This window comes from uncultured Nocardioides sp. (genome assembly GCF_947488025.1).
Classification (GTDB): Bacteria; Actinomycetota; Actinomycetes; order Propionibacteriales; family Nocardioidaceae; genus Nocardioides.
On the sequence record NZ_CANKYS010000008.1, the window covers coordinates 180980 to 205293 of the forward strand.

15 protein-coding genes are annotated in these 24314 nt (G+C 71.9%); 3 read left to right on the forward strand and 12 right to left on the reverse strand.

Features of this window, described 5'->3' with window-relative positions; translation table 11 throughout:
• Position 1 precedes the first annotated feature (1 nt).
• From Q1B24_RS14630 to Q1B24_RS14655, 6 genes are all read right to left on the reverse strand, one after another.
• Positions 2-181 (reverse strand): hypothetical protein, encoded by a 180-nt coding sequence (locus Q1B24_RS14630; RefSeq protein ID WP_299930084.1) that lies wholly within the window; start codon positions 179-181, stop codon positions 2-4.
• A complete protein-coding gene (locus Q1B24_RS14635) occupies positions 178-2970 on the reverse strand; it encodes a S8/S53 family peptidase (protein ID WP_299930087.1) in 2793 nt (930 codons plus the stop codon). Before Q1B24_RS14635 ends, Q1B24_RS14630 begins: the two co-directional genes overlap by 4 nt.
• The gene (locus Q1B24_RS14640) at positions 2963-4015 is read right to left on the reverse strand and encodes an MvdC/MvdD family ATP grasp protein (RefSeq protein WP_299930090.1); all 1053 of its coding nucleotides are present in this window, start codon (positions 4013-4015) and stop codon (positions 2963-2965) included. The genes Q1B24_RS14635 and Q1B24_RS14640 overlap by 8 nt, the downstream gene beginning before the upstream one ends.
• The gene (locus tag Q1B24_RS14645; protein WP_299930093.1) at positions 4012-5454 is read right to left on the reverse strand and encodes a trypsin-like peptidase domain-containing protein; all 1443 of its coding nucleotides are present in this window, start codon (positions 5452-5454) and stop codon (positions 4012-4014) included. The genes Q1B24_RS14640 and Q1B24_RS14645 overlap by 4 nt, the downstream gene beginning before the upstream one ends.
• Positions 5455-5787: 333 nt before the next feature.
• On the reverse strand, positions 5788-7311 hold the full coding sequence (locus tag Q1B24_RS14650; protein ID WP_299930098.1) for a M1 family metallopeptidase: 1524 nt from the start codon (positions 7309-7311) through the stop codon (positions 5788-5790).
• 106 nt (positions 7312-7417) lie between these two features.
• Positions 7418-7642, reverse strand: coding sequence for a hypothetical protein (locus Q1B24_RS14655; RefSeq protein WP_299930100.1), 225 nt, complete (start codon positions 7640-7642; stop codon positions 7418-7420).
• Between the two features lie 166 nt (positions 7643-7808).
• Here Q1B24_RS14655 and Q1B24_RS14660 point away from each other — a divergent pair, with 166 nt between their 5' ends.
• Complete coding sequence (locus Q1B24_RS14660) at positions 7809-12350, forward strand: ATP-dependent helicase (RefSeq protein ID WP_299930103.1); 4542 nt, start codon at positions 7809-7811, stop codon at positions 12348-12350.
• Positions 12343-13134 carry a DNA-formamidopyrimidine glycosylase family protein gene (locus tag Q1B24_RS14665; RefSeq protein WP_299930106.1) on the forward strand — a complete coding sequence of 264 codons (792 nt, stop codon included), beginning with the start codon at positions 12343-12345 and terminating at the stop codon, positions 13132-13134. The genes Q1B24_RS14660 and Q1B24_RS14665 overlap by 8 nt, the downstream gene beginning before the upstream one ends.
• 19 nt (positions 13135-13153) lie before the next feature.
• Here Q1B24_RS14665 and Q1B24_RS14670 read toward each other — a convergent pair whose 3' ends face one another.
• Both Q1B24_RS14670 and Q1B24_RS14675 read right to left on the reverse strand, forming a co-directional pair.
• Positions 13154-13465, reverse strand: a complete 312-nt coding sequence (locus Q1B24_RS14670; protein WP_299930109.1) for a helix-turn-helix transcriptional regulator — start codon at positions 13463-13465, stop codon at positions 13154-13156.
• Positions 13466-13519: 54 nt separating this feature from the next.
• Positions 13520-14056: a CinA family protein gene (locus tag Q1B24_RS14675; protein WP_366916507.1), complete on the reverse strand. Its 537-nt coding sequence runs from the start codon at positions 14054-14056 to the stop codon at positions 13520-13522.
• 45 nt (positions 14057-14101) lie between these two features.
• On the opposite strand from Q1B24_RS14675, the gene Q1B24_RS14680 reads away from it, so the two are divergent.
• Complete coding sequence (locus Q1B24_RS14680; RefSeq protein WP_299930115.1) at positions 14102-15868, forward strand: glycoside hydrolase family 15 protein; 1767 nt, start codon at positions 14102-14104, stop codon at positions 15866-15868.
• 54 nt (positions 15869-15922) lie between these two features.
• Here the strand turns inward: Q1B24_RS14680 and Q1B24_RS14685 are convergent, their stop codons facing one another.
• The 4 genes from Q1B24_RS14685 to rimO all read right to left on the reverse strand — a co-directional run bounded on the left by Q1B24_RS14685 (position 15923) and on the right by rimO (position 24261).
• Positions 15923-19024 carry an ExeM/NucH family extracellular endonuclease gene (locus Q1B24_RS14685; protein WP_299930118.1) on the reverse strand — a complete coding sequence of 1034 codons (3102 nt, stop codon included), beginning with the start codon at positions 19022-19024 and terminating at the stop codon, positions 15923-15925.
• Positions 19025-19107: 83 nt separating this feature from the next.
• Positions 19108-21999 carry a 5'-nucleotidase C-terminal domain-containing protein gene (locus tag Q1B24_RS14690; RefSeq protein WP_299930121.1) on the reverse strand — a complete coding sequence of 964 codons (2892 nt, stop codon included), beginning with the start codon at positions 21997-21999 and terminating at the stop codon, positions 19108-19110.
• Between the two features lie 166 nt (positions 22000-22165).
• Positions 22166-22813: a CDP-diacylglycerol--glycerol-3-phosphate 3-phosphatidyltransferase gene (gene pgsA, locus Q1B24_RS14695; RefSeq protein ID WP_299930124.1), complete on the reverse strand. Its 648-nt coding sequence runs from the start codon at positions 22811-22813 to the stop codon at positions 22166-22168.
• Entirely contained in the window at positions 22810-24261 is a 1452-nt protein-coding gene (rimO, locus tag Q1B24_RS14700; protein ID WP_299930215.1) for a 30S ribosomal protein S12 methylthiotransferase RimO, read from the reverse strand. The genes pgsA and rimO overlap by 4 nt, the downstream gene beginning before the upstream one ends.
• Positions 24262-24314 lie beyond the last annotated feature (53 nt).

Below are 24314 nucleotides of genomic sequence, written 5' to 3' on the forward strand. Positions count from 1 at the left end.
CTCAGAAGAGCGACGTCCCGCCGAGCTGGATGCTGGTCGCACCGGCCGTCGACTCGGCCTCGGCCGCCGCACGCGACCCGCTGCGGTCCGGGACGTGGATCTTCCCGGTCACCTCTAGAGGAGCGACGAACGTCACCGGTGATACGTGCGCCGCCGCACGGCGTACGCCCCTCGGGGTCATGGCACGAACCTCGCGATCGCCGGCGCGACCTGCTCCATCGCGTGGGCGTAGTTCGCCCGGAGCCAGTTGCCGGCGAAGTGCAGGCCGGCGACGTCCAGGTCGTCGTCGAAGGCGAGCACGCACGACCCGCTGTTTCCTCCCAGGGACGTCGCGTCGTGGGTGAACACCCAGCCCCGAGGGCTGTCGGGGAGCGCGTCCCGCGACGTCATGACGAGCCCCGGGCTCAGGTAGCGCACGCCGTACTGCATGTTGAACAGCTCCTGCAGCCGGCGTACGACGTCCATGCGGCGCCGGCCGTCCTCGTCGCTGGGCAGCACGGTGGGCATCGCCGGGTACCCGACGACGAACAGCCTCGAGGCAGCGGGCGCGATCGGCTGCGTGGACAGCGTGAGCGGAGGTGGCAGCCCGACGCCGTCGAGGCTGGTCTGCTCGACGCGCAGGAGGGCGAGGTCGAGGTGGGCGAGGTCGACCCGCCCCTCGATCGGGTCGGGCCCGGCGAAGACGACCTCCAGGACCCGGAACCTGCGGGTGGTGTCGGCCGCCGTCGGCGAGAAGTTGATCGACGGCGCCCCGGTCAGCACCCACCCGGACGGGTCGGACCTGCGCGGGGTCGGGAAGGCGAGCAGCTCGACGACGTGCCGGTTGGTCATCACGAGCCCGTCACCGACGACGAAGCCCGTGCCTGCATGGACGCCGGGAGCGGAGTCGATGCGCCCGACCGAGCGTTGCCTCACCGCGAAGGTGGGGTGGAGCACGACCGGACCCTGCCACTCACCGAGCTCCGGGTCGTCGGGGTCGACGCCGTCGTCGCCCAGCCGGAGGGCGGGTCGACCCTCGAGCTGCACCAGCGCCTCCAGCGCGGTCTCCGAGCCGGGGTCGCGCGGGACCTCCTCGCCCTCGCACAGGCACCCGATGACCCGCTCGCTGTCCCGGAGGAGCTGGTCGTGGAGGGGGGTGAGCCTCTGCGTGTCGACCTCGTCGGACTCGCCCCGGACCCGTCGGACCTTGTCCTCGAGCAGCCCGAGCACGGACGCGGGATCCGCACGCAGCGACTCCCGCGCTGCCTCGGGAGTGAGGTCGGCCGCGGACTCGAGGCCGCTGCGGCGGCCGGCGACGAGCACGACCGGGTCGACGGAGGCGATCCGGTCGGCGCGCAGCTCGGGCCTCGTCGGCCCGGGGGCGGGTCGGCCGCTCGGTGGGGTCGTCACGCCGATGGCCGCCTCGAGCTGTGGACTCATCGGGTGCCGCGACAGGCGGGACTCGACGTCGGCCTCCTCGGGAAGGTCGGCGGCGATCCGCGCGTCCTCGAACATCACCGAGCTGAGCTCGAGCTGCAGCTGCGGCTGCGCGGCGGCTTCCGCGAGCAGTGCTGCCCCGTCCGGCCCCATCGCATCGACGAGCAGGTCCATCGCGTCGGCGGTGGTGCTCCGGGAGGCAGCCTCGGGTGCCGCGGCGACCGGGCCGTCGAGCGGGGCGTGCAGGACCGCCCGGGCATCGACGATCCCCGCGCCGAACTCGTCGGTGTCCCACCCGGCCGGGACGCGCACGGTCGAGGTCAGCACGTCACGGAAGAGTGCCTGGACCGTTGTCTGCCGAGCCGCGGCCGCCGCCAGCACCGTCGCCCGGCCGTGGTGCGAGAGCCACAGCGCTGCCACGCCGGCGGTGAGCGCGACGGCGAAGGAGGTGCCCTGGCCCCCTGCCACCGCACTGTTCCCCGGTCCGGCCACGGCCTTCCACACCTTCTCCGCGGGGGCGGTGACGTCGACCGCGGACCCGTGGCACGACCCGCGCCACGTGCCGTCGTCGACGTTGCTCCCGGCCACCGCGATGACGTCGTCGTAGCGGGCGGGGTAGACGACGAGGTCGACGCAGTTGCCCGCGGCGGCCAGGACGATGATCCCCTCGTCGATGGCCCGCTTGATGGCCTGGCGCATCGCACGACTCGGGGTGCCGCCGAGGCTCATGGTCACGACGTGGCAGCCACGTTGCCGGGCGTGGTCGATCGCCCTCGCCACCGCGCTGCCGTTGAACGCGAGCACCACGGACTCGACGCAGCGGATGGGCACCAGCGTGGCCTCGGGTGCGGGACCGAGCACCTCGCCGCGCGACCCGCTCGCCGCCACGCTGGCGGTCCCGGTCCCGTGGCCGGGGTTGCCGCCCCCGGACAGGGGATCGACGGCGTCCGCGGCGCCGGTGAGGACGTTGAAGCCGTCCCTGATGGTGACGTCGGAGAGCTCGACGTGCGGGGTGATCCCGGTGTCCGGCTGGCCGATCCGGATGCCGGCCCCCCGGGCCGGGCTGTCATCCCAGGCGTCCAGCACCCCGGCGCGCGCGAGGGCCCACGTGCGGTCGGCCGGAGCGGCACCGGCCACGAAGCAGGTGCCCTGGAAGCGGTCCTTGACCACGGACTCGTCGACCGCGCCGGGGGCGACCGGTTCCTGGTAGAACTCGCTGCCGATGTCGGGCTCGACGGTGACCGCACCGAGGAGCTCGCGCAGCTCGTGGGCGATCGAGAACAACGTGCCGTTGTCCATCGTGCGTTCCAGCCCGGGGAGCTGCAGGACGTGGAAGACACCGAGCTCGTCGTCCGGGCGCGCGTCGTCGAACAGGGCGAAGAGCTCGACGTCCTCGATGCCGAGGAGCCTCCGGACCTCGGCGCGGGCGGCGTCGACGTCGACCGCGTCGGCGTACTCCACCACGAAGCGCAGCGTCCGCGCGTCCAGTCCGGCGGTCTCGTCATGTCCGTCCCGGTGAGCGGCGAGCGCTCTCAACAGCTCGATGTCAGGCACGGCGTGGTCCCCCGATCTGTGTGGTGCGCCGCTCCCGGTGGAACGGCTGCTGATGGGGCGGCGTGCTCGTCCCCGCTCGACGCCCCGTTCGTGCGGTCATCTTCTCGTCCAGGTACCCGAGCAGCCGCGCCAGCGCCGAGGAGATGGGCTGGCCCGTCGCGAGCTCGATGAACAGCCACTGCCCGGCCGGGTTGACCTCGAGGAAGACGTAGTCGCCGTCGGGGGCCCTGCGGAGGTCGATGGCCCCGTAGCGCAGCCCGAGGCGCCGCATCATCCGCACCAGTCGCCCTTCGACCGGCTCCGGCAGCGGGTGCACCTCGATCGGCGCGTTCTCGGTGTCGACGCGGAAGTCGAGGTCGTACGACGACTCGCCCGACCGGATCTCGGCGGAGAACACCTCATCGCCCACGATGGTGACCCGGATGTCGAAGCCTCCGGGGATGCACTCCTGGAAGATCACGGGCGCGAGTCGGACCCGGTCGAACAGCTCGCGGTGCTCGTCGCGCACCAGCCGGGTCTCGCGCCAGGTCACCTCGCTCGCGCTGAAGGACTTGAAGACCACGGAGCCCGGCTCGGACTCGATGAAGCCGAGGGCGCGCGCGGGGTCGTTGGTCATGCAGGTGCGCGGCACCCGCAGGCCGAGCTCGGACGCGACGCGGAGCTGCCACATCTTGCGCGAGGCCGCCTCGTCGCGGTCGGGGTCGTTGACCCACTCCGCGTCGAGGCAGTGCCACAGCCCGGCGACCATCGCCGCGCACTCGCCGCGCGCGAACGCGCGGTCGTGGGCGTCGGTGATGGCACCGTCCAGCACGAAGGGCTGCGGTCGGCGCCACCACATGGCATGCACGTCGCGCAGGTCGACCGGCACCCCGTCGTGCTCCCACCAGCCGTGCCAGCCCGCGCCGGGCACCTCGCTCGTCGTCAGCCCCACCTGCACGGGCAGCGACGAGGTGTCGAGGACCAGGTGCGCGGACCCTGCCTGCTCCAGGTGACGTCGTACGTGGACGGCGTGCAGGTCGTCGAGGTGGGACACGATGCCGATCACATGTCGCCCCCACTGCTCAGCAGGTCGTGGAGGGCCACCAGCGACTCGACCAGCGCCGAACCCGCCTCGATGGCGGCCTCGAGCTCACCGAGGACCGCGTCGGCGACCGGCTCCGACGCGTTCTCCTGGGCGATCCCGAGGTGCGGCGCGGCCTGGACGAAGGGCCGCACACCGCCGAGGGCTCGGCCGACCGCCGGGTCGAGCCACGGGTCGTCGAGGTCGACGATCACCTCCCGGCGCGTCAGGTTGGGGTCGTCCGCGCCGCCGGGCGTGCCGAGGACGTCTCCCGCCAACGGCGTGCCGCCGGCGTCGCGCGCAAGCGGGGTGCCCCTCACGTCCCGCGCCAGGGGTGTCCCGCGCACGTCGCGCGCGAGCAACGTGTCGCGGATGTCGGCCGCCAGCCGGGTCCCGACCCGGTCCCGGAAGCCGGTGTCGGCGGCGAGCAGGGTGCCGGTGACGTCGTCGGCGAGCTGGGTGGTGATGCTGTCCGCTGCGCGGGCGGTCTGCGAGCTCGGGGTGGTCGACCGCAGCGTGGGCGACGCCGCGATGATCGCCGCGATTGCCACGCCCGAGTTGCTGCCGGTCCCTGAGCTGGTGCAGCCACCGTTCGTGTGTACGCCGACGACGCGCCCGGTCGGACCGTGCAGGATGCCCGACCCCGAGTTGCCGCCGAGGGTGTCGATGTCGTTGTAGCGGATCACCGACCCCGACAGCGTCGTCGCCGGGCCGGCCTCGATCCGCTTCGGCTGGCCGAGGGGGTGCCCGATGATGGCCAGCATGTCGCCCACGGCCACGTCCGTGGTCGCGAACTCGCTCCAGCCGTAGCGGGAGCCGGGGCTGCCGCCGATCCGGCACAGCGCCATGTCGAGGCCACCGAGGCGGTACTCGATGAGCTGCGTGATCGGGTAGGACTGCTCGGCGCGGAGCACGTTGTTCTCGTCGACCTGGTACTCGAAGTTCAGGTGCATGCTGGTGGCCGCCTGCTGCGGCGAGATCGCGTTTGACGTGCCGTTCTGGCGCGGGACCGTCCAGCCGTTGATGTCGGTGTCGAACAGGTGCCCGCAGGTGAGGAACAGGTCGGGACCGATCATCGTCCCGCTCCCCCACCGCACCCCGTTGACGTCTCCCGGGTTGGTGAAGACGGTGGCGAGGTCGTCGTTCCACTGCACCTGGGCGACCGGTAGCTGGTGGTGGTCGACGAACGCCACCGTCACGCCCAGGGTGCCGTCGTAGAGCTCCACCTGCTGGGAGTCGTCGGCGACCCCGCAGATCGACTCGAGCATCGTGCTGTAGTCGGGACCCGTCCCCTCGAGCGCCGACTCCGGCAGCGTCAGCTCGTCGAGGTGGGGGACGTAGAGGGGGTCGTCCAGCCCTGCGTTGACCGGCTTGCCTGGGGACCGCTTGGAGGTCGTCTTCCTCCCGGACTTCGTTGCTGCCATGTCTGTCTCTCCTCGTGGGGCGGTGGCTCCACCACCGCGAGTGTCAGGAGTCAGCGGCTCCGCGCCTGGGCTCCGGGCCGCAGCCCGGACGCGCCGGCCGTGCCGGCGGAACAGCGCGCCTCGACCCAGCGGGCCGGTTCGCCGTCCATGTCTTCCGAGGGTGGGGCAGTACGCGTCGGAACGAGTTCACGTGACGCCTCCGAGGGTCGCGTCCACGGCCGCGTGGTCCGGCCCACTCCTCAATGTGCTCCCGGTGGGGGCAGGACGCCAGACCGGACCAGACCACCTCGCAACCCGGCCCTCACCACCGGGGCCGTGCCGGCGGGGGTGCGATCACCAGCTCGTGGGCTTCTCCGGGGCGAACAGCCAGGTGTGGAAGAACGCGGAGAGGTCCTGCCCGGACTCCTCCTCGAAGACCGCGATGAAGTCGTCGGTCGTCCCCGTCGCGTCGTCGTAGCGCTGCAGCCACTCGCGCGTCGCCGCGAAGAACGCCTCGTCGCCGACCTTCGCGCGCAGTGCGTGGAGCGTGCCGGCACCTCGGTTGTAGACCTGCGTCGCGAAGAGCCCGAGCGGGCCGGGATCACCGATCGGCAGTGACCAGTACCCCGACGTGCGGGCCGGGGCGTACCAGGTGTCGAACGCCTGTTGCGCGGTGGTGCCGCCGTTCTCCTCGGCCCACAGCCAGCTCGCGTAGGTCGCCCAGCCCTCGTTGAGCCAGATGTGCTGCCACGTGTCGGGGCTGACGGCGTTGCCGAGCCACTGGTGTGCGAGCTCGTGCGCGACGGTGCCCTGGGATGCCTGTCTCGAGTAGACCGGACGGGTCTGGGTCTCCAACGCATATCCCACGCTGTCGTCGTCGACGATCGAGCCGAAGGAGGCGAAGGGATAGGCACCGAACCGCGACTCGAAGAAGTCGATCATCCGCGGCTGCAACGCCAGGCTGGCGTCGGTGGTGGCGAGCTGACCAGTGGTGAGCTTGCTGTCGACGAAGTCGTGGATGGGCACCCCGCTCGCCGACGTGGTCACCGGTCGCTGGACGAAGTCACCGACGGACGCCGTCGTCAGGTAGCTGGCCTGCTGGTCAGGGGCCTCCCAGGACCACGTCGTCGTACCGTCCGCCGTCACCGGTTCCCCGGCCGGCAGGCCATTGGCCACCGCGGTCTTGCCGGCAGGCACCGTGATCTCGAAGCTGTAGGTCGCCTTGTCCCGCTGGTGGTCGCTGACCGGGTACCACGTCATCGACCCCTCCGGCTCGCTGACCACCATCGCGCCGTCGCGCGTGGTGACCCAGCCGTAGAGCGCGCCCTCGACGTCGGTCGGGCGCGTGGTCGCGCCGCCGTAGGTGACGACCACCCGCGCCGACTGCCCGGCCTTGAGCTTGGGACGCGGCTGGACCGTCAGCTCCCAGCTGCGGCTCGCGTCGTCCTGCACGTGCCAGTACGCCGCTCCGTCGACCTCCACCCCGTCGGCCGGGGGCTCGATGCCGGTGGCGCGCTTGCCGTTGACGGTGAGCGCCGAGACCGTCATGCCGCGCAGGTCGAGGTTGAAGCGGTCGAGGTCCTGGCGCGCGACGAGGTCGATCGTCGCCACACCGTCGAGCCGGCCACGGACCTGCGCCAGCGGCGTCGGCGGGACCGTCGCCACCGGTGGGACGTAGTCGATGTCGAGGTCGTAGTGCGTGACGTCGTAACCGCCGTTGCCCGCGCGCGGGAAGTAGGGGTCGCCGACTCCGTCGGCGCCTGCGGTGAACCGGGGCCCGGGCCCGCCCGGGGCGGCCACGGCTCCGGCCGAGGCAAGGACGGCGACGGCGAGGCCCGCCGCGACGAGCATCCGCGATGTCCGGGCAAGTGACCCCATGGCGCGACCTCCCTGTCGTCGGGCGCTGCGGCCCATCTCGCGACCGTACGCCCGCGTCGCCGGGAAGGGCGTCTCCCAAGTTGAGGACGTTGGCTCGCCCCGACGCTCACAGGGCCGACGCGGCCTCCAGCTCACCGATGCGTACGCGCAGGCTCGACTCGGCCAGCCGCCAGAGCGTGGCCGAGTGCGCGTGGCGGTGCTGGACGGCGGTGCCCGGACGAGCGCGGTCGCGGCAGGCCTCCTGCTCCAGCGCGCGCTGCGCGAACGCCTCCGCAGCGCGCTCCAGCTCACGGACCACCGTGGCCGTCTCGGGGAGCATCACTGCCGTCATGTCGACACGATGCACGACCGTCCGCCCGGACGCGGCTCGCGCGCACCGAATTGCCCGATTTGGTGGCCCGGCGCCGGACGATCCGCGGCGCATGCGGAGAACCGCGGCCGCGCGACAGCCCTCGGGGCGGGGCCTGTTGTCGGACCCCGGTGTCAGACTGCACGGCATGACTGCCCTCGACCGCTTCAGCGCGCCGACGCGCGCCTGGTTCGAGGCGTCCTTCGCGAGCCCGACGCCGGCCCAGGAGGGCGCCTGGGACGCCATCGCCGCGGGCAAGCACGCGCTGGTCGTCGCGCCGACCGGCAGCGGCAAGACGCTGAGCGCCTTCCTCCACGCGATCGACCGGCTGCTCAGCACCGAGCGGCCCGACGACAAGAGCCGGCGCACCCGGGTGCTCTACATCTCCCCGCTGAAGGCGCTCGGTGTCGACGTCGAGCGCAACCTCCGCGCCCCGCTGACCGGCATCCGCAACACCGCCGAGCGGCTCGAGGCCACCGTCCCCGACGTCACCGTCGGCCTCCGCTCCGGCGACACCAGCCCGGCCGATCGTCGCAAGCTCGGCACGACGCCGCCCGACATCCTCATCACCACGCCCGAGTCGCTGTTCCTGATGCTGACCAGCCAGGCGCGCGAGACGCTGCGCGGCGTCGACACGGTGATCATCGACGAGGTGCACGCGGTCGCCGGCACCAAGCGCGGCGCCCACCTCGGCATCAGCCTCGAGCGCCTCGACCACCTGCTCGAGCAGCCCGCCCAGCGCATCGGCCTCAGCGCGACCGTCCGTCCCCTCGAGGAGGTCGCCCGCTTCCTCGGCGGCACCCAGCCCGTCGAGATCGTCGCCCCGCCCAGCACCAAGGAGTGGGACCTGCGCGTCGTCGTCCCCGTCGAGGACATGACGATGCCCGAGGAGTACGACGAGGAGTCGGGCGACCCCGGCCGCTCGACGAGCATCTGGCCCCACGTGGAGGAGCACGTCGTCGACCTCGTCGAGGAGCACCGTTCGACGATCGTCTTCGCCAACTCCCGACGACTGGCCGAGCGACTCACCGCCCGGCTCAACGAGATCGCCGCCGAGCGGGCCGCCGCCCGCGAGGAGGGTCTCGAGACGGACGCGGAGCGCCCGTCCCGGGCGGCCGCGAGCCCGGCCCAGGTGATGGCGCAGTCCGGCCAGAGCAGCGGCGCCGAGACCGTGATCGCCAAGGCCCACCACGGCTCGGTCTCCAAGGAGCAGCGCGCGATCATCGAGGACGACCTCAAGCGCGGCCGTCTCCCGTGTGTCGTCGCCACGAGCAGCCTCGAGCTCGGCATCGACATGGGATCGGTCGACCTCGTCATCCAGATCGAGTCGCCGCCCAGCGTCGCCAGTGCGCTCCAGCGCGTCGGTCGCGCCGGCCACCAGGTCGGCGAGGTGAGCCGCGGGGTGCTGTTCCCCAAGCACCGCGGCGACCTCGCCCAGACGGCCGTCTCGGTCGAGCGGATGCGTTCGGGAGCCATCGAGAGGATGGCGGTGCCGGCCAACCCGCTCGACGTGCTGGCCCAGCAGGTCGTGGCCGCGCTCGCGATGGAGGAGTGGCAGGTCGACGAGCTCTTCTCCCTCCTCACGCGCTCCGCCTCCTACACCCAGCTCCCCCGCTCCGCCTACGACGCCACCCTCGACCTGCTGAGCGGTCGCTACCCGAGCGAGGAGTTCGCCGAGCTGCGCCCGCGCATCGTGTGGGACCGGGTGACCGGCCAGCTCAGCGGACGCCCCGGCGCCCAGCGGCTGGCCGTCACCAGCGGCGGGACGATCCCCGACCGCGGCCTGTTCGGCGTCTTCCTGGTCGGCGAGAAGGCCAGCCGGGTCGGCGAGCTCGACGAGGAGATGGTCTACGAGTCCCGGGTGGGTGACATCTTCGCCCTCGGCGCCACCAGCTGGCGCATCGAGGACATCACCCACGACCGGGTGCTCGTCACCCCGGCGCCGGGCATCCCCGGACGCCTGCCGTTCTGGAAGGGCGACGCCCTCGGCCGGCCGGCCGAGCTCGGCGCGGCCGTCGGGGCGTTCACCCGCGAGCTCGCCGCCAAGCCTGCGGCCAAGGCCATCGCGAGCGTCCGCGAGCGCGGCCTCGACGCCAACGCCGCCACCAACCTCGTCACCTACCTCGGGGAGCAGCGCGAGGCCACCCAGGTCGTCCCGAGTGACACCCAGGTCGTCGTCGAGCGCTTCCGCGACGAGCTCGGCGACTGGCGCCTGGTCGTGCACTCCCCCTACGGCACCCCCGTCCACGCCCCGTGGGCGCTGGCGATCAACGCCCGGCTGCGGGAGCGCTTCGACGTCGACGGGCAGGCGGTCGCCTCCGACGACGGCATCGTCATCCGGATCCCCGACACCGACGCCGAGCCACCCACCGGCGAGGTCATCGTCTTCGAGCCGGAGGAGATCGAGCAGCTCGTCACCCAGGAGGTCGGCGGGTCCGCGTTGTTCGCCAGCCGCTTCCGCGAGTGCGCCGCCCGCGCGCTGCTGCTCCCCCGCCGCGACCCCGGCCGTCGCAGCCCGCTGTGGCAGCAGCGCCAGCGCAGCGCCCAGCTCCTCGAGGTCGCGAGCCAGTACCCCGCCTTCCCGATCGTGCTCGAGGCCGTCCGCGAGTGCCTGCAGGACGTCTACGACCTGCCGGCCCTGGTGACCCTGCTCGGTCGCGTGCAGCGCCGCGAGGTCACCGTCGTCGACGTCGCCACCACCCAGCCCAGTCCCTTCGCCCGGAGCCTCCTCTTCGGCTACGTCGCCCAGTTCGTCTACGAGGGCGACTCCCCCATCGCCGAACGGCGTGCGGCGGCGCTGTCCCTCGACCAGGGGCTGCTCGCCGAGCTGCTCGGTCGTGCCGAGCTGCGTGAGCTGCTCGACCCCGAGGTGCTCACCGAGGTCGAGGCCGAGCTGCAGTGGCTCGCCCCCGACCGGCGTGCCCGCGGCGCCGAGGCGGTCGCCGACCTGCTCCGTCTGGTCGGTCCGCTCTCGGTCGAGGAGATCCGAGCGAGGTCGGTCGACGGGGCCGACGTCGAGGGGTGGCTCGCCTCGCTCGACCGCCGGGTCGCCCCGGTCCGGATGGCCGGCGACGACCGGTGGACCGCGATCGAGGACATCGGCCGGCTGCGCGACGGGCTCGGCGTACCCGTCCCGGTCGGAACGCCCGACGCCTTCCTGGAGCTGCCGGAGGACCCCCTCGGCGACCTCGTCTCCCGCTACGCCCGCAGCCATGGCCCGTTCACCACGGCCGAGGTCGCGGCCCGGCTCGGGCTAGGCGAGGCCGTCGCCCGTCAGACGCTCCAGCGCCTCGCCCACCGCGGGCGGGTGCTCGACGGCGAGTTCCGACCGTCCGGCTCCGGCACCGAGTGGTGCGACGCCGAGGTGCTGCGCAAGCTCCGCCGCCGTTCGCTCGCCCGCCTCCGCCAGGAGATCGAGCCCGTCACCCACGACGCGGTGGCGCGCTTCCTGCCCGCCTGGCAGCGCGTCGGCGGCTCGCTGCGCGGCATCGACGGCGTGGTCGCCGCCATCGACCAGCTCGCCGGCTGCCCGGTCCCGGCCAGCGCCCTCGAGCCGCTGGTCCTCGCCGCCCGTGTCCGCGACTACGAGCCGTCCATGCTCGACGAGCTCACCGCCTCCGGCGAGGTCATCTGGACCGGCCACGCCCCGCTGCCCGGCAGCGACGGCTGGGTCAGCCTCCACCTCGCCGACCAGGCCCACCTCACGCTGCCCGAGGTCGAGGGCGAGGAGCCCGAGGGCCTCCAGCGGGCCGTCCTCGACGCCCTCGACCCCGGTGGCGCGTGGTTCTTCCGCCAGCTCGCCGAGCGGGTCGGGTCCACGTCCGACGCCGACCTCAGCGCCGCCCTGTGGGAGCTGGCCTGGAAGGGCCTGGTCACCAACGACACGCTCGCCCCGCTCCGCGCCCTCGTGCGCAGCGGCACGCCGTCCCACCGCACCCGTCGTACGCCGCCACGCCTGGGCAGGACGACCGGCGGTCGGATGCCCGTGCGCACCGGTCCGCCGGAGACGGCCGGCCGGTGGGCGCTGCTGCCCGAACGCGACAGCGACCCGACGCGACGGGCCCATGCCCGCGCCGAGCACCTGCTGGAGCGCCACGGCGTCGTCACGCGCGGCGCCGTCGTCAGCGAGCGGGTGGTGGGCGGCTTCGCCGGGGTCTACAAGGTGCTCAGCGCGTTCGAGGACACTGGGCGCTGCCGACGCGGCTACTTCATCGAGGGCCTCGGCGCCGCCCAGTTCGGCACGGCCGGCGCGATCGACCGGTTGCGCACCTTCACCGAGCCCGACCGCGCCTCGTCCGGCACGAAGCCGTCGGTCGTCGCCCTCGCCGCGACCGACCCGGCCAACGTCTACGGCGCCGCCCTGCCGTGGCCCGACGCCGGTGAGGAGCGGGCGGGGCACCGACCCGGTCGAAAGGCGGGCGCGCTCGTCGTCCTGGTCGACGGCGCACTGACGGTCTACGTCGAGCGCGGCGGCCGCACGCTGCTCACCTGGAGCGACGACCTCGAGGTGCTCACCCCGGCGATGGCCGCGTTGGCCGATGCCGCCCGACGTGGGGCGCTCGGGCGGCTGACCGTCGAGAAGGCCGACGGCCAGGCGCTGATCGGCAGCGGTGGCGAGACACCCATCCGGCTCGCGCTCACCGCTGCGGGCTTCCTCGCCACACCGAAGGGGCTGAGGCTGCGTGCCTGAGGGAGACACCGTCTATCGCGCCGCAGCCAAGCTCGACCGCGCACTGACCGGTCACCGGCTGACCGTCACCGACTTCCGCGTCCCGGCCTTCGCCACCGTCGACCTCCGCGAGGGCACCGTCATCCGCACCCTGTCGCGCGGCAAGCACCTGCTCACCCGCATCGACCACCAGCGCGCCTGGACGATCCACACCCACCTCAAGATGGAGGGCTCCTGGCACGTCTACCCCAACGGCGAGCGGTGGCGCCGTCCCGACACCCAGGTCCGCCTCGTGCTCGGCATCGAGGACCGCGTGGCCGTTGGCTTCCAGCTCGGCATCGTCGAGCTCGTCCCACGGGAGCAGGAGGCCGACCTCGTCGCCCACCTCGGGCCCGACCTGCTCGGCCCCGACTGGGACGAGGAACGCGCGGTGGCCAACCTCCGCGGCGAGCCCGGTCGGCCGATCGGGCAGGCGCTGCTCGACCAGCGCAACCTCGCGGGCATCGGCAACATGTACATGGCCGAGCTGTGCTTCACCATGGGCGTCAACCCGGCCAGTGCCGTCGCGACCGTCGACCAGCTCCCCCGGCTCGTGCGTCGGGGCCGGCAGATGCTCGAGGTCAACAAGGAGCGGGCGATCCAGACCACGACCGGAGACCTGCGCGAGCGTGAGCGCATGTGGGTCTACCGCCGCGACCGGTCGCCGTGCCGCCGGTGCCGCACTCCCATCGTGGTCACGATGCTCGGCGAGCCCGGTCGCGAGCGGGCCGCCTACTGGTGTCCCAGCTGCCAGCCGGAGCGCTGACGCAGGACCCCGGTCGGGGTCAGGCCGCGGAGGCGACCACGTCGCCGGCGGGGCGTGCGGGGCGGATCGGCGTGCTGACGACCAGGCCGACCGCGGCCTCCTCGATCGACACCGCGTCGGCGACGTCGCGCAGCACGTCGGACAGCGGGAGGTCCATCGCCTGGCAGAGGGAAGCCAGCAGCTCGGAGGACGCTTCCTTCTGACCCCGCTCGATCTCCGAGATGTAGCCCAGGCTCACCCGCGCCTCTGCCGAGAGCTCCCGGAGGGTCATCCCGCGCTGCATCCGGGCACTGCGCAGCACGTCACCGAGCAGTCGTCGGAAGAGCACCATGCGCGAGTCCTTACTCTCGGGATGTCCGGTTGAGGAGAAGTCTCTGCCCCAACGCTACCCGAGGCCTCCTTCTTCCCGCCGACTTACCTCGCTTTCGCGCGGCTGTGCCCCGTCCCGGCCCCCGCCCCGCCCGCCGTCGAGCTCGTCCGCGAGCATCTCGAGGACGGCAGCGCACGTCGCCTCCCGGATCGCCGTGCGGTCGCCCGCGAGGTCGAGCAGGCCCGCTCGTGCCCCGGTCGGACCGGCGACCGCCACCCACACGGTGCCGACGGCCCGGCCCTCCTGGGGGTCGGGCCCGGCCACGCCCGTGGTCGCCAGCCCCCAGGTCGCGTCGAGCCGGTCGCGCACGCCCCGAGCCATCGCGAGGGCGCACTCCTCCGAGACCACGCCGTGCTCGGTGACCACCCCGTCCGGCACCCCGAGCACCGAGACCTTCACCCGGGTGGCGTACGACACCACGCCCCCGACGAAGGTGCGGGACGCACCGGGCACGTCGGTGAGCCGTGCCGACAGCAGCCCACCGGTCAGGGACTCCGCCGTCGCGAGCGTCTCCCCGCACGAAGCGAGTGCCTCCAGGACGCGTGCAGCCACGCTCGACTCCGGTTGGCCTGACCACATGTCGGCGACACTAACCGCATGGCGCTCCCCATCCAGGACTATGCACTCATCGGCGACCGGGGCACAGCGGCTCTGGTCGGCAAGGACGGATCGATCGACTGGCTGTGCCTGCCGCGCTTCGACTCCCCCGCCTGCTTCGCCGCGCTGCTCGGCACCGAGGAGAACGGGCGCTGGCTCCTCGCCCCGGCCGACGAGGTCGTCGCGACCAGCCGGCGCTACGTCGACGGCACCGCGCTGCTCGAGACGACGTTCACCACCGCCGACGGCGAGGTCGTGCTGCTCGACGTGATGCCGGTCGGCGACGGTCGCGCCGACGTCGTACGCCGCGTGACCTGCACGCGCGGCACCGTGCGGATGCGCCACGACTGGGTGGTGCGCGCCGACTACGGCCTGGTGCGCCCCTGGGTGAGCCGGGAGCAGGCACACGGCCACGAGGTCGTGGTGGCGGTGGCGGGGCCCGACAAGTTCGTGCTCCGCGGCCCCCACCTCCCGCACGGCCGCCACGGCCACCACAGCAACGAGTTCGAGCTGTCGGCAGGCGAGGAGGTGAGGTTCTCGACCACGTGGGTGCGCTCGTGGCACGACGTCCCGGAGCCGCTGTCCATCGACGAGCGCATCGCCGCCACCACGGAGCGGCAACGCAGGTGGTCGGCACGCGCCCCCGAGGACGTCCCGCACGCCGACCTGGTGCGGCGCAGCCTGCTCACCCTGCTGCTCATGACGCACGCCGAGACCGGCGGGATCGTCGCGGCCCCGACGACGTCACTCCCCGAGGACTTCGGCGGGGAGCGCAACTGGGACTACCGCTTCTGCTGGCTGCGCGACGCGGCGCTCACCCTGGAGTCGCTGCTGGGCGCGGGCTACGACGGCGAGGCGCTGGAGTGGCGCGGCTGGCTGCTGCGCGCCGTCGCGGGCGACCCGGCGGACCTGCAGATCATGTACACCGTCGACGGTGGCCGGCAGCTTCCCGAGCGCGAGGTGCCGCACCTGCCGGGGTATGCCGGGAGCACCCCGGTGCGGATCGGCAACGGCGCGGTGTCCCAGCGGCAGAACGACGTCCTGGGCGAGGTGATGATCGCGTTGGAGCTGGCCCGCGACGCCGGGCTCGAGGAGACGCACAACTCCTGGGCGCTGCAGCGCGCGCTCGTCGACGAGCTCGCCGAGCACTGGGACGAGCCGGACAACGGGCTGTGGGAGATCCGCGGGCCGCAGCGGCACTTCACCCACTCCCGCGTGATGGTGTGGGTCGCCTTCGACCGCGCGGTCAAGGCGGTCGAGCGCCACGGCCTGGACGGTCCGGTCGACCGGTGGCGCGACCTCCGGGACCGGGTGCGCGAGGAGATCCTGGACAAGGGCTTCGACCAGGAGCGCGGCACCTTCACCCAGCACTACGACACGACGGCGGTCGACGCCTCGCTCCTCACCATCCCCCTGGTGGGCTTCCTCCCGGGTGACGACCCGCGCGTGCTCGGCACCATCGACGCCGTCATCGCCGACCTCGACGTCGACGGACTCCTGCTGCGCTACCGCACCGAGACGGGCGTCGACGGACTCGCCGGCGACGAGCACCCGTTCCTGGCCTGCTCCTTCTGGCTGGTCTCCGCACTCGCGGCGGCCGGTCGGCGCGAGCAGGCGCACGAGCTGATGGACCGCCTCTGCGGGCTGGCCAACGACGTCGGGCTGCTCTCGGAGGAGTACGACGTCACCCACGGGCGGATGGCCGGCAACTTCCCGCAGGCGTTCAGCCACCTCGCGCTCGTGCAGGCGGCCCTCGCCCTGCGCTGAGCAGGACGACGGCCCGGCCCCCATCGGGGAACCGGGCCGTCTGGTGCATGACGATCAGCGGCGCTTCACGCGCAGCTTCACGACCTTGCGGTCCCGCTCGACGCTGGAAGAACCGGCGTAGGCGACCACGATCCGCTTCGTACCGGGCTTCGCGAAGGCCGGCAGCTTCACCTTCACCCGACCGTCGTCGAGGCGTGCGCTCCGCCACGTGCCCGCCACCTTGACGCGGACCTTGCCCTCGGCCGCACCGAGGTCGGAGTCGCGGACGGCGATCTTGAGCACGCCCTTCTTGCCCTGGACCGCCTTGGCCTTCAGGACCCGGATGTCCGATGCGGCACGGAGCACCGACACGGCGACCGTCTGCTCGGCGCGGACGGCCGTCCCGTCGAGGTAGCGCACGGTTAGGGTGTGCTGGCCGGTGGTCGTGAAGGCGGGCAGCTTGACGTTGGCCACCCCACCGGACACCGGGCCGGAGGCGAGGAGGACGTTGCCCTCACGGATCTCCACGGTGCCCGTGACGGGCTTCGAGGAGGTGTCCGTCACCGTCGCGTGGACCATTGCCTGGGTGCGGTCGACCACGACGACCTGGGGGGTCACCTTGGCCGTCACCGTGACGGACGCGGGCTCCGGCTTGACGGGCACCTTGATGCCCACCACCTCGGGGTTGTGGTCCGAGCTGGCGAACACCTCAGGCGTGTAGAGATCGGTGCCGATGTAGTTGTAGCGGCTGTACTGGTAGAAGACCGACTCGTTGGCGTTGATCTCCCACAGGTCGACGCCGGTGACCATCGCCTTGGCTGCGGCGTTGGCGAACACGTGGTCGAGCGAACCGGAGGTCCCGGCGAAGCTGTAGCTCTCCTCCGCAGGGTCGTCGGTCGACTCCAGGGAGGTGAAGCCGGCCGCCTCGATCACCTGGACCGGGTCCTCCATCGAGTAGGCGTTGAAGTCGCCGGTGAGGAAGACCTTGTCGGTGCCGCGAGCAGCAGCGAAGCTGTTCGCGAACTCCGTCAGGGCCGTGGCCTGCGCCACGCGGTCGGGGTTGGCGTTGCCCTGGCCGGTGCCGTCGTCCACGCCAGAGCCCTTGGACTTGAAGTGGTTGACGATGACGGCGAACGCCTGGTCGGACGTGCCGACCTTCGGCTTGAACAGCTGGGCCAGCGGGTCACGGGCGTTGTCGAAGGCACTGACGTCGAGGATCTCGCTCTCGCCCACAGGCGTGACCGTGGTGGGGTCGTAGATGAAGGCCGTCCGGATGACGTCCTCGCTCGCCGGGACGACGGCCGGGGACGGCACGAACGACCACCGCTGTGCCCCGGCGTCGTCGTTGAGCGCGGTCACCAGGGCGGCGAGCGCCTCGTCGCGGTTGGCCCCGTCCACGGACTTGGAGTTCTCGAGCTCCTCGAGGGAGACGATGTCGGCGTCCATGGTGTTGATCGCGTTGACGATCTTGGTCTGCTGACGCTCGAAGTTCACCTGGTCCCACGCACCACGCGGGCCGTTGGACCCGCTGCAGCTGCGGGTGGCGATCGGGTTGTCGTCCCGGTCGACGTACGCCGTGCAGCCGGGGACGTCCCCGCCGAACGTGGTGAAGTAGTTGAGCACGTTGAACGCGGCCAGCTTCAGGTCGCCACCGACGGCGGCCGGGGCCGCCGGACGGTCCTGCTCGAACGTGACGAGCCCGGTGGGCTCACCCACGACCTGCCGCTGGGGCTGGAGCTTCCACCCGAAGCGGTAGTCGAGGACGACCGGCTCGTCGAAGGTCACGTCGGCGCCCACGCGGACGGTGTGGTCCTTGGTCAGCCACGGGACCGGCTGGTCCTGCGCGCCGGCGGTGTTGGAGGTGTTCCAGTAGTTGGCGGACGACCCGTCGTCCAGGACCACCAGGTGCGCGGTGTTGTACGCCGTGCGCGCCGCGATGGCCTCGGTGTCCTGCGCGTCGATCACCTCGGTGGGGGTGACCAGCGGGATGTCGCTGGCGGCGGCGATGCCGATCTCCCCGAAAAAGCTGGAGGAGGTGGCACCGAAGTCGTAGGAGTCGGTGACGGTCATCGGCGTCGTCGGCTGGAAGGCCTCGCCCTCGAGCTCCTCGCGAGCGGCGTCGAGCTCGGCACCCGTCAGGCACTCGTCACCCGGGAGCGCGCAGTCGGTGCCGGGAAGCACCGTGTTGGGCACGGCGGGCGGCAGCGGCTGGCTCAGCTCGGTCACCTCGGTGGCGTCGATCTCGGTGAGGGAGCTGAACTCCTTCACCACGCCCTCGACCTCGACGGAGTCGCCCACCTCGATGGTGGCGGCGAAGCCGGGCTCGTAGACGAAGATGCCGTCAGAGGCGCCCGGGGTCGTGTCCTCGCCACCGGTCTGGATGTAGAACCCGTTGAACCCGCCGGTCGGGAACGCCGCGGTGACGACGCCCTCGGTGACGACCGGGTCGTCGACGAGCGGGCTCGCGGCACCGGTGCCCTGGATCTCCGCGATGGACACGTCGACCGGCTCTGGAGGCGGCTCCACGACCCCGCCCCCGGATGCGGTCGGGGTCTGGTCGCCCGCGGTGAAGTCCGCGCTGTTGTTGTTCGTGTCGACGCCGGCGGTGCGGGACACCGACGTGGTGATCGACATCCCCGGGGCCGGAGCCGTCTCGAAGGAGGTCGACGTCGAGCCGACCCCCACCATGTCGACGATCCGGCTGTCGGAGGTCATGTTGCCCGTGGCAGGCGACGGGGTGATGCTTGTCGTCCCGTCGACCAGGAACACCTGTCCGGCGCTGGCGCCCATGTTGACGCCGGTCACGGTCACGTCCGGGGCAGGGATGGCGGAACCGTTGGAACCAGCCGTGCTGGTCTGGATCAGGAAGGTCTTGCCGGCCGGGACGGACCCGGTGAGCGCCGCGGTGCCGTTCGTGGCAGCCGACCCCGTCGCGGACCGGTACTGGATGCTCAGCCCGGAGAGGTTGATGGATGCGGCGGTCGGGTTGTAGAGCTCTACGTAGTCAGCGTTGAGGTCTGCGTTGTTGTTGCCGCCGCCACCGTAGACCTCGTTGATGACCAGTGCGGTGCCCGCGGGGTTCGCCTGGGCCGGGCTGGGCAGGGCGGCGAGCCCTGCGGTGATGAGGCCGAGGCCGAGGCCGCCGGCTGCGCGTCGTACGAACGCGGAAGTCTGCATGGGTTCTCCTGTGCAAAGGGATGCTGGGGGGACGGCAAGGGGATCCGGCCGAGTCCGGATCCCCTTCCGTTGGAGTGGTGCGATCAGCGCGTCACGCGGACGCGGACGACCTTCTTCTTGGCGGCCGTGAGGTCGTCCCCGCGGTAACGGATGACCACCTTGTTCTTGCCGAGCTTGGTCATCTTGATGCGGAACGTCACCTTGCCGTTCTTCAGCTTCTTGGTGACCTTCTTGCCCGCGACCTTGACCGTGACCCTGCCGGAGGGCTTGAGGTCCGCGGCCTGGTAGACCAGGCGGAAGACGGCCCGGTCGCCTCGCTCCACGCGCTTCGGTGCGCGCACCTTGGCCCGCGGGTTGGCCTTGGTGACCGTGACCGCGACGCTGGTCTCTGCGGCCTTCGTGCTCTCGTCGCCGAAGTACTTCAGCGTGACCGTGGCCGTGCCGGCCTCGTCGAAGGGCTGCAGGGCGATGTCCGCCTTGCCACCCGCGAGCTCACCGGCGCCGACGACGGTGCCGTCGACCATCGCGATGACCGCCCCGGTCGCCGTGCCGGACGGCTTGGTGACCGCCAGGGAGACGGTGGGGCCGTCCTTCTTGACCTTCACGGTGTCGGGGCTGACGGTCGCCGTCAGGGTCGGCGTGGCCTTCACGACCACGGGCGCCGGCTCGACGGTGAGGCTGACCTGGCCCGACGCCGCCTTGGTCGCCTGGTCGCCGTAGTAGGTGACCTCGATCAGCTTCTCGCCGGCCGTGGCGAACGGGCCGACCTTGATCGCGGCCTTGCCGTCCACCAGCTCGGCCCCGCCGACGACCTGGCCGTCGAGCAGCGCGGCGACCAGGCCGGTCGCCTTGGTGCCGGGCCGGGACACGGTGACGTCGAGGACCGACGTGCCCGTCTGTGCCTTGATCGTCGACGGGGTCGCGACCGCGGTGACGGTGGCGTCGGCCTTGATCGGGGCACGGTCAGTGGTCACCGGGATGTCGAGCGTGGTGCCGGTGGTCTGGCCGACGAGCGTGATGACGTGCTCACCCGGAGCGGTGTTCACCGGGATGGCGACGTCGCCCGCGATCTTCCCGTACTCGTCCGTGGCAGTGGTGCCCAGCGTGTTGTCCACCGGCAGGGTGGCGACCTGCTCACCGTCCATGAGGACGTCGACGGTCTCGTCCTGCGGGTCGCCCGGTGCCGTGAACGACCACGAGCTGACGCTGAACCGCACGGGCTCACCCGGGTGGTACGCGGACGGGGCCGAGGGCGGGAAGCTCACGCCGAGGGCGTGCTGGGTCGAGTCACCCTCCACCGGGGACTTGGCGGCCATGTAGTCGACCATGGCCTGCAGGTCGACGCGGCCGGAGTCGCGCTTGTTGGTGGCGGTGTTGAACGCACGGAAGTTGTCGCCGCCGGACGCCAGGAAGGAGTTCGCCGTCACCGAGTAGACGGTGCCGGGCACGATCGCGGAGCCGTCGAGCCACATGCCGGTGATCCGGTCGCCCTCGGGTCGCGTCGCGTCGTAGGTGAACTCGAAGCCCTCGGAGGTGCCCAGGCGCAGGAACGGACGGGACGGGACGTTGCCGGAGCCGTCACGCTGCCACTGCTGCTCGAGCAGCGTCTTGATCTGTGCCCCGGTCATGTCCATCGTGACCAGGGTGTTGGCGAACGGCTGGACCACCGCTGCCTGCTTGTAGGTCAGGACGGCCGGGTAGCCACTGGCGTTGTTGCCGAGCATGTCGGCGCGCAGGCCGCCCGGGTTCATGAAGGCGATCTGCGCCGTGCCGGACGACTCCGGCCCCGTGGCCCATCGCTGGACCTCGGCGACCAGGTTGCCCAGGGTGGACTCGCCACCTCGGTTCTCGTTGCCGTTGGCCAGCTTGGCGCGGTTGAACGGCATGGCCAGCTGCCCCAGCTCGCGAGCCCCCAGCACCTCGGCCTTGGCCACGGCGTCCTGGACCACGGTGGACGCGGCGTCGCGTGCGGCCGTGGCGGACGGGTCCGTGAGCGTCACGGTGTTGGCCCGCACGACGTCCTTGGACTTCAGCGCGACCGTGCCGGCGTCGGGGTCGACGGCGAACACCAGCTTGTTGAGGTTCGTGCCGTACTGCCCGGCGGACACGACCGGCCGGCCGGCGGTGTCGGCGTTGGGGTCAGCGTGGTTGTAGGCCAGGTGGGTGTGGCCGGAGACGATCGCGCTGACGTCGGAGTCGACGCCTGCGACGATCTGGGCGAAGGCGGAGCCGTCGCTGAGCGCGGAGATGTCCTCCGAGCTCGCACCTTCGTGGATCAGCATGACGACGATGTCCGCACCCTCGTCCTTGAGGTCCGCAGCACCCTGGTTGACCGACGAGACGATGTCGTCGACGTAGACGTCCGTGATCCCGGACGGGCTCACCAGTGCGGGCAGGTCCTCGGTGACGGCACCCACGAAGCCGACTTTGACACCGTTCATCGTCGTCATCCAGGTGCCGCCGTCGGACACGTCCGAGGGGTCCGGGGTGTTGGCCGTGACGTCGGGCAGGGCGTAGGCGCTGTGGTCACCGGCCTGCTTCACGTTGGCCGCGATGTACTGCCAGTCAGCGCCACCCTCGGGGTTGGTGGTCGCGTCATAGGGAGTCATGACGCGGTCGACGAGGTCGTCGTAGCCCTGGTCGAACTCGTGGTTGCCCGCAGCGGACACGTCGAGGCCGGCGATGTTGAGGGCGTCGAGCGTGGGCTTGTCGCGCTGGATGAACGACTCGAACGTGGAGGCGCCGATGAGGTCGCCTGCGGCAGTGAACGCCGTGCTGCCCGGGTAGTCCGACTCCAGCTGCTTGACCGCGCCGGCGAGCTGGGCCGCACCCGCCTCCTGCGCACCGTTGGAGGTGTTGGGCAGCAGGCGACCGTGGTAGTCGTTGGTGGCGAGGATCTGGATGTCGACGGGAGCCGCCTGCGCAGGAGCAGCCGTGGTGACCACGGCGAGTGGCGCAGCAAGAAGTCCCGTCACGGCGGTCGCCAGCGAGAAGCGGCGCCCAAGACGTGATGCTGACAAAGGAAGACCTTTCGAGAGGGTGGGTGAGCCGGCTCACCCTAACCTCAGATCTCCGACACCGGCCCCCCCGAAAGTCGAGTTTTACCCGAAGACGTGGTAACGACTTGGTGTCGGTTGTCGGTCAGTTCCCGGACAGTTCGGGATCGCCCTTGACAGCCCTCTGCCGGCGAACATCGCGGAAGAACTCGTAGCCCGACCACATCGTCATCGCGACGGCTGCGGCGAGCGCCGCCTGGGCGAGGTAGAACAGGCCCTCGCCCACGAGGCCGGGCCAGAAGTCGAAGGCCCCGCCGTGTGCGTCGCCGTGCGGAAGCGGCCAGAGGAGCCCGGCCAGCGCGAACGCCTGGAGGACCGTCTTGATCTTGCCGCTCTGCGCGGCGGGGATCACCACGTCCTTGAGCACCGACAGGCGCAGCAGCGTCACGCTCCACTCGCGCAGCAGGACGACGATCGTCACCCACCACCAGATGTCGCCCACGATGGACAGGCCGATGAAGGCCATGCCCGTGATCGCCTTGTCGGCGATGGGGTCGGCGATCTTGCCGAAGTCGGTGATGAGGTTGTGCTTGCGGGCGAGGTCGCCGTCGATCTTGTCGGTGATCATCGCGACGGCGAACAGCCCGAACGCCACCCAGCGCCACAGAGGGTCGTTGCCGCCGTCGTGCAGCAGCGCCCAGCCGAAGAGCGGCACCATGGCGATGCGCAGCACCGTCAGCACGTTGGCGATGTTGAAGTTGGAGACCTGGTGGTCGGTGCTGTCGGTGCTCATGCCGGCTCTCCGTCCGTGCGTGCGACCAGGTCGACCCCGTCGGTGCCGGTGACGGTCGCTGCCACCAGGTCGCCGACGCGCGCGTGGGCAGCGCCGGTCAGCGTCGTCGTACCGTCGACCTCCGGGCCCTGGTGGGCTGCCCGTCCCTCGACGACACCGTCCTCGACGGACTCGACGAGCACGACGACCCGCTCGCCGATGCGCTCCTCGGCCCGCTGGGCGTTGAGCTCCTCGACGAGGGTCGTGACGTGGTCGGTGCGGGCGCGGATCTCGTCGTCGTCGAGCTTGAGGTCGTCGGCGAAGCCCGCGGCCTCGGTGCCGTCCTCGTCGGAGTAGCCGAAGACGCCGGTGACGTCCATGCGGGCCGCGACCAGGAAGTCGCACAGGGTCTGGAGGTCGTCCTCGGTCTCGCCGGGGAACCCGACGATGACGTTGGAGCGTACGCCGGCGAGCGGGGCCAGCGACCGCACCTGCTCGAGCAGCCCCAGGAAGCTCTCCGGGTCACCGAAGCGCCGCATCCGCCGCAGCACCGGGCCGCTCGCGTGCTGGAAGGACAGGTCGAAGTAGGGCACCACGCCCGGCGTCGAGGCGATCGCCTCGATCAGGCCCGGCCGGGTCTCGGCCGGCTGGAGGTAGGACACGCGCACGCGCTCGATGCCGTCGATGCCGCTCAGCTCGAGCAGGAGGGTCTCGAGCAGCCGGAGGTCACCGAGGTCCTTGCCGTAGGACGTGGAGTTCTCACTGACGAGGAAGAGCTCCTTGACGCCCTGCGTGGCCAGCCACTGCCCCTCCTGCAGCACGTCGCTCGGCCGGCGGCTGACGAAGGACCCGCGGAAGCTGGGGATCGCGCAGAAGGTGCAGCGACGGTCACAACCGCTGGCCAGCTTGAGCGGGGCCATCGGGCCCGAGTCCAGGCGACGACGTACGGCGCGGGGTCCTGTCGCGGGCGCGCCCTCACCGATCTCGTCGACGTCGGCCACGACGTCGTGGCCGGGGACCGAGACGCCGGACGCGTCGCGCTCGACCGGCGAGATCGGGAGCAGCCGCCGGCGGTCGGACGGGGTGTGCGGGTGGTGGGTCTCCCCCGCCACGATGGCGCGCAGCCGCGAGGCGATGTCGGGGTAGTCGTCGAAGCCGAGCACCGCGTCCGCCTCGGGCAGCGACTCGGCGAGGTCCTTGCCGTACCTCTCCGCGAGGCAGCCCACGGCGACCACGGCCTGGGCCCGGCCGCCGTGACCGGCGGACGCCTTCAGGTCGGCCGCCTCGAGCAACGTGTCGACCGAGTCCTTCTTCGCGGCCTCGACGAAGCCGCACGTGTTGACCACGACGGTGTCGGCGTCCTCCGCGTCGTCGACGAGGACGAACCCGCCGGCCTCGAGCCGCCCGGCCAGCTCCTCGGAGTCGACCTCGTTGCGGGCGCACCCGAGGGTCACCACAGCGACGTTCAGTGGGGTCAGGGAAAGGTCGGTGTCAGTCGTCATCGCACCCGTGAGTATGCCGG

What these genes read in the sequence shown, in the direction of transcription:
- Q1B24_RS14630 (WP_299930084.1), bottom strand. Translation starts at nt 181, where the DNA reads ATGACCCCGAGGGGCGTACGCCGTGCGGCGGCGCACGTATCACCGGTG.
- Q1B24_RS14645 (WP_299930093.1), bottom strand. Translation starts at nt 5,454, where the DNA reads ATGGCAGCAACGAAGTCCGGGAGGAAGACGACCTCCAAGCGGTCCCCA.
- Q1B24_RS14650 (WP_299930098.1), bottom strand. Translation starts at nt 7,311, where the DNA reads ATGGGGTCACTTGCCCGGACATCGCGGATGCTCGTCGCGGCGGGCCTC.
- Q1B24_RS14655 (WP_299930100.1), bottom strand. Translation starts at nt 7,642, where the DNA reads ATGACGGCAGTGATGCTCCCCGAGACGGCCACGGTGGTCCGTGAGCTG.
- Q1B24_RS14660 (WP_299930103.1), top strand. Translation starts at nt 7,809, where the DNA reads ATGACTGCCCTCGACCGCTTCAGCGCGCCGACGCGCGCCTGGTTCGAG.
- Q1B24_RS14670 (WP_299930109.1), bottom strand. Translation starts at nt 13,465, where the DNA reads ATGGTGCTCTTCCGACGACTGCTCGGTGACGTGCTGCGCAGTGCCCGG.
- Q1B24_RS14680 (WP_299930115.1), top strand. Translation starts at nt 14,102, where the DNA reads ATGGCGCTCCCCATCCAGGACTATGCACTCATCGGCGACCGGGGCACA.
- Q1B24_RS14685 (WP_299930118.1), bottom strand. Translation starts at nt 19,024, where the DNA reads ATGCAGACTTCCGCGTTCGTACGACGCGCAGCCGGCGGCCTCGGCCTC.
- pgsA (WP_299930124.1), bottom strand. Translation starts at nt 22,813, where the DNA reads ATGAGCACCGACAGCACCGACCACCAGGTCTCCAACTTCAACATCGCC.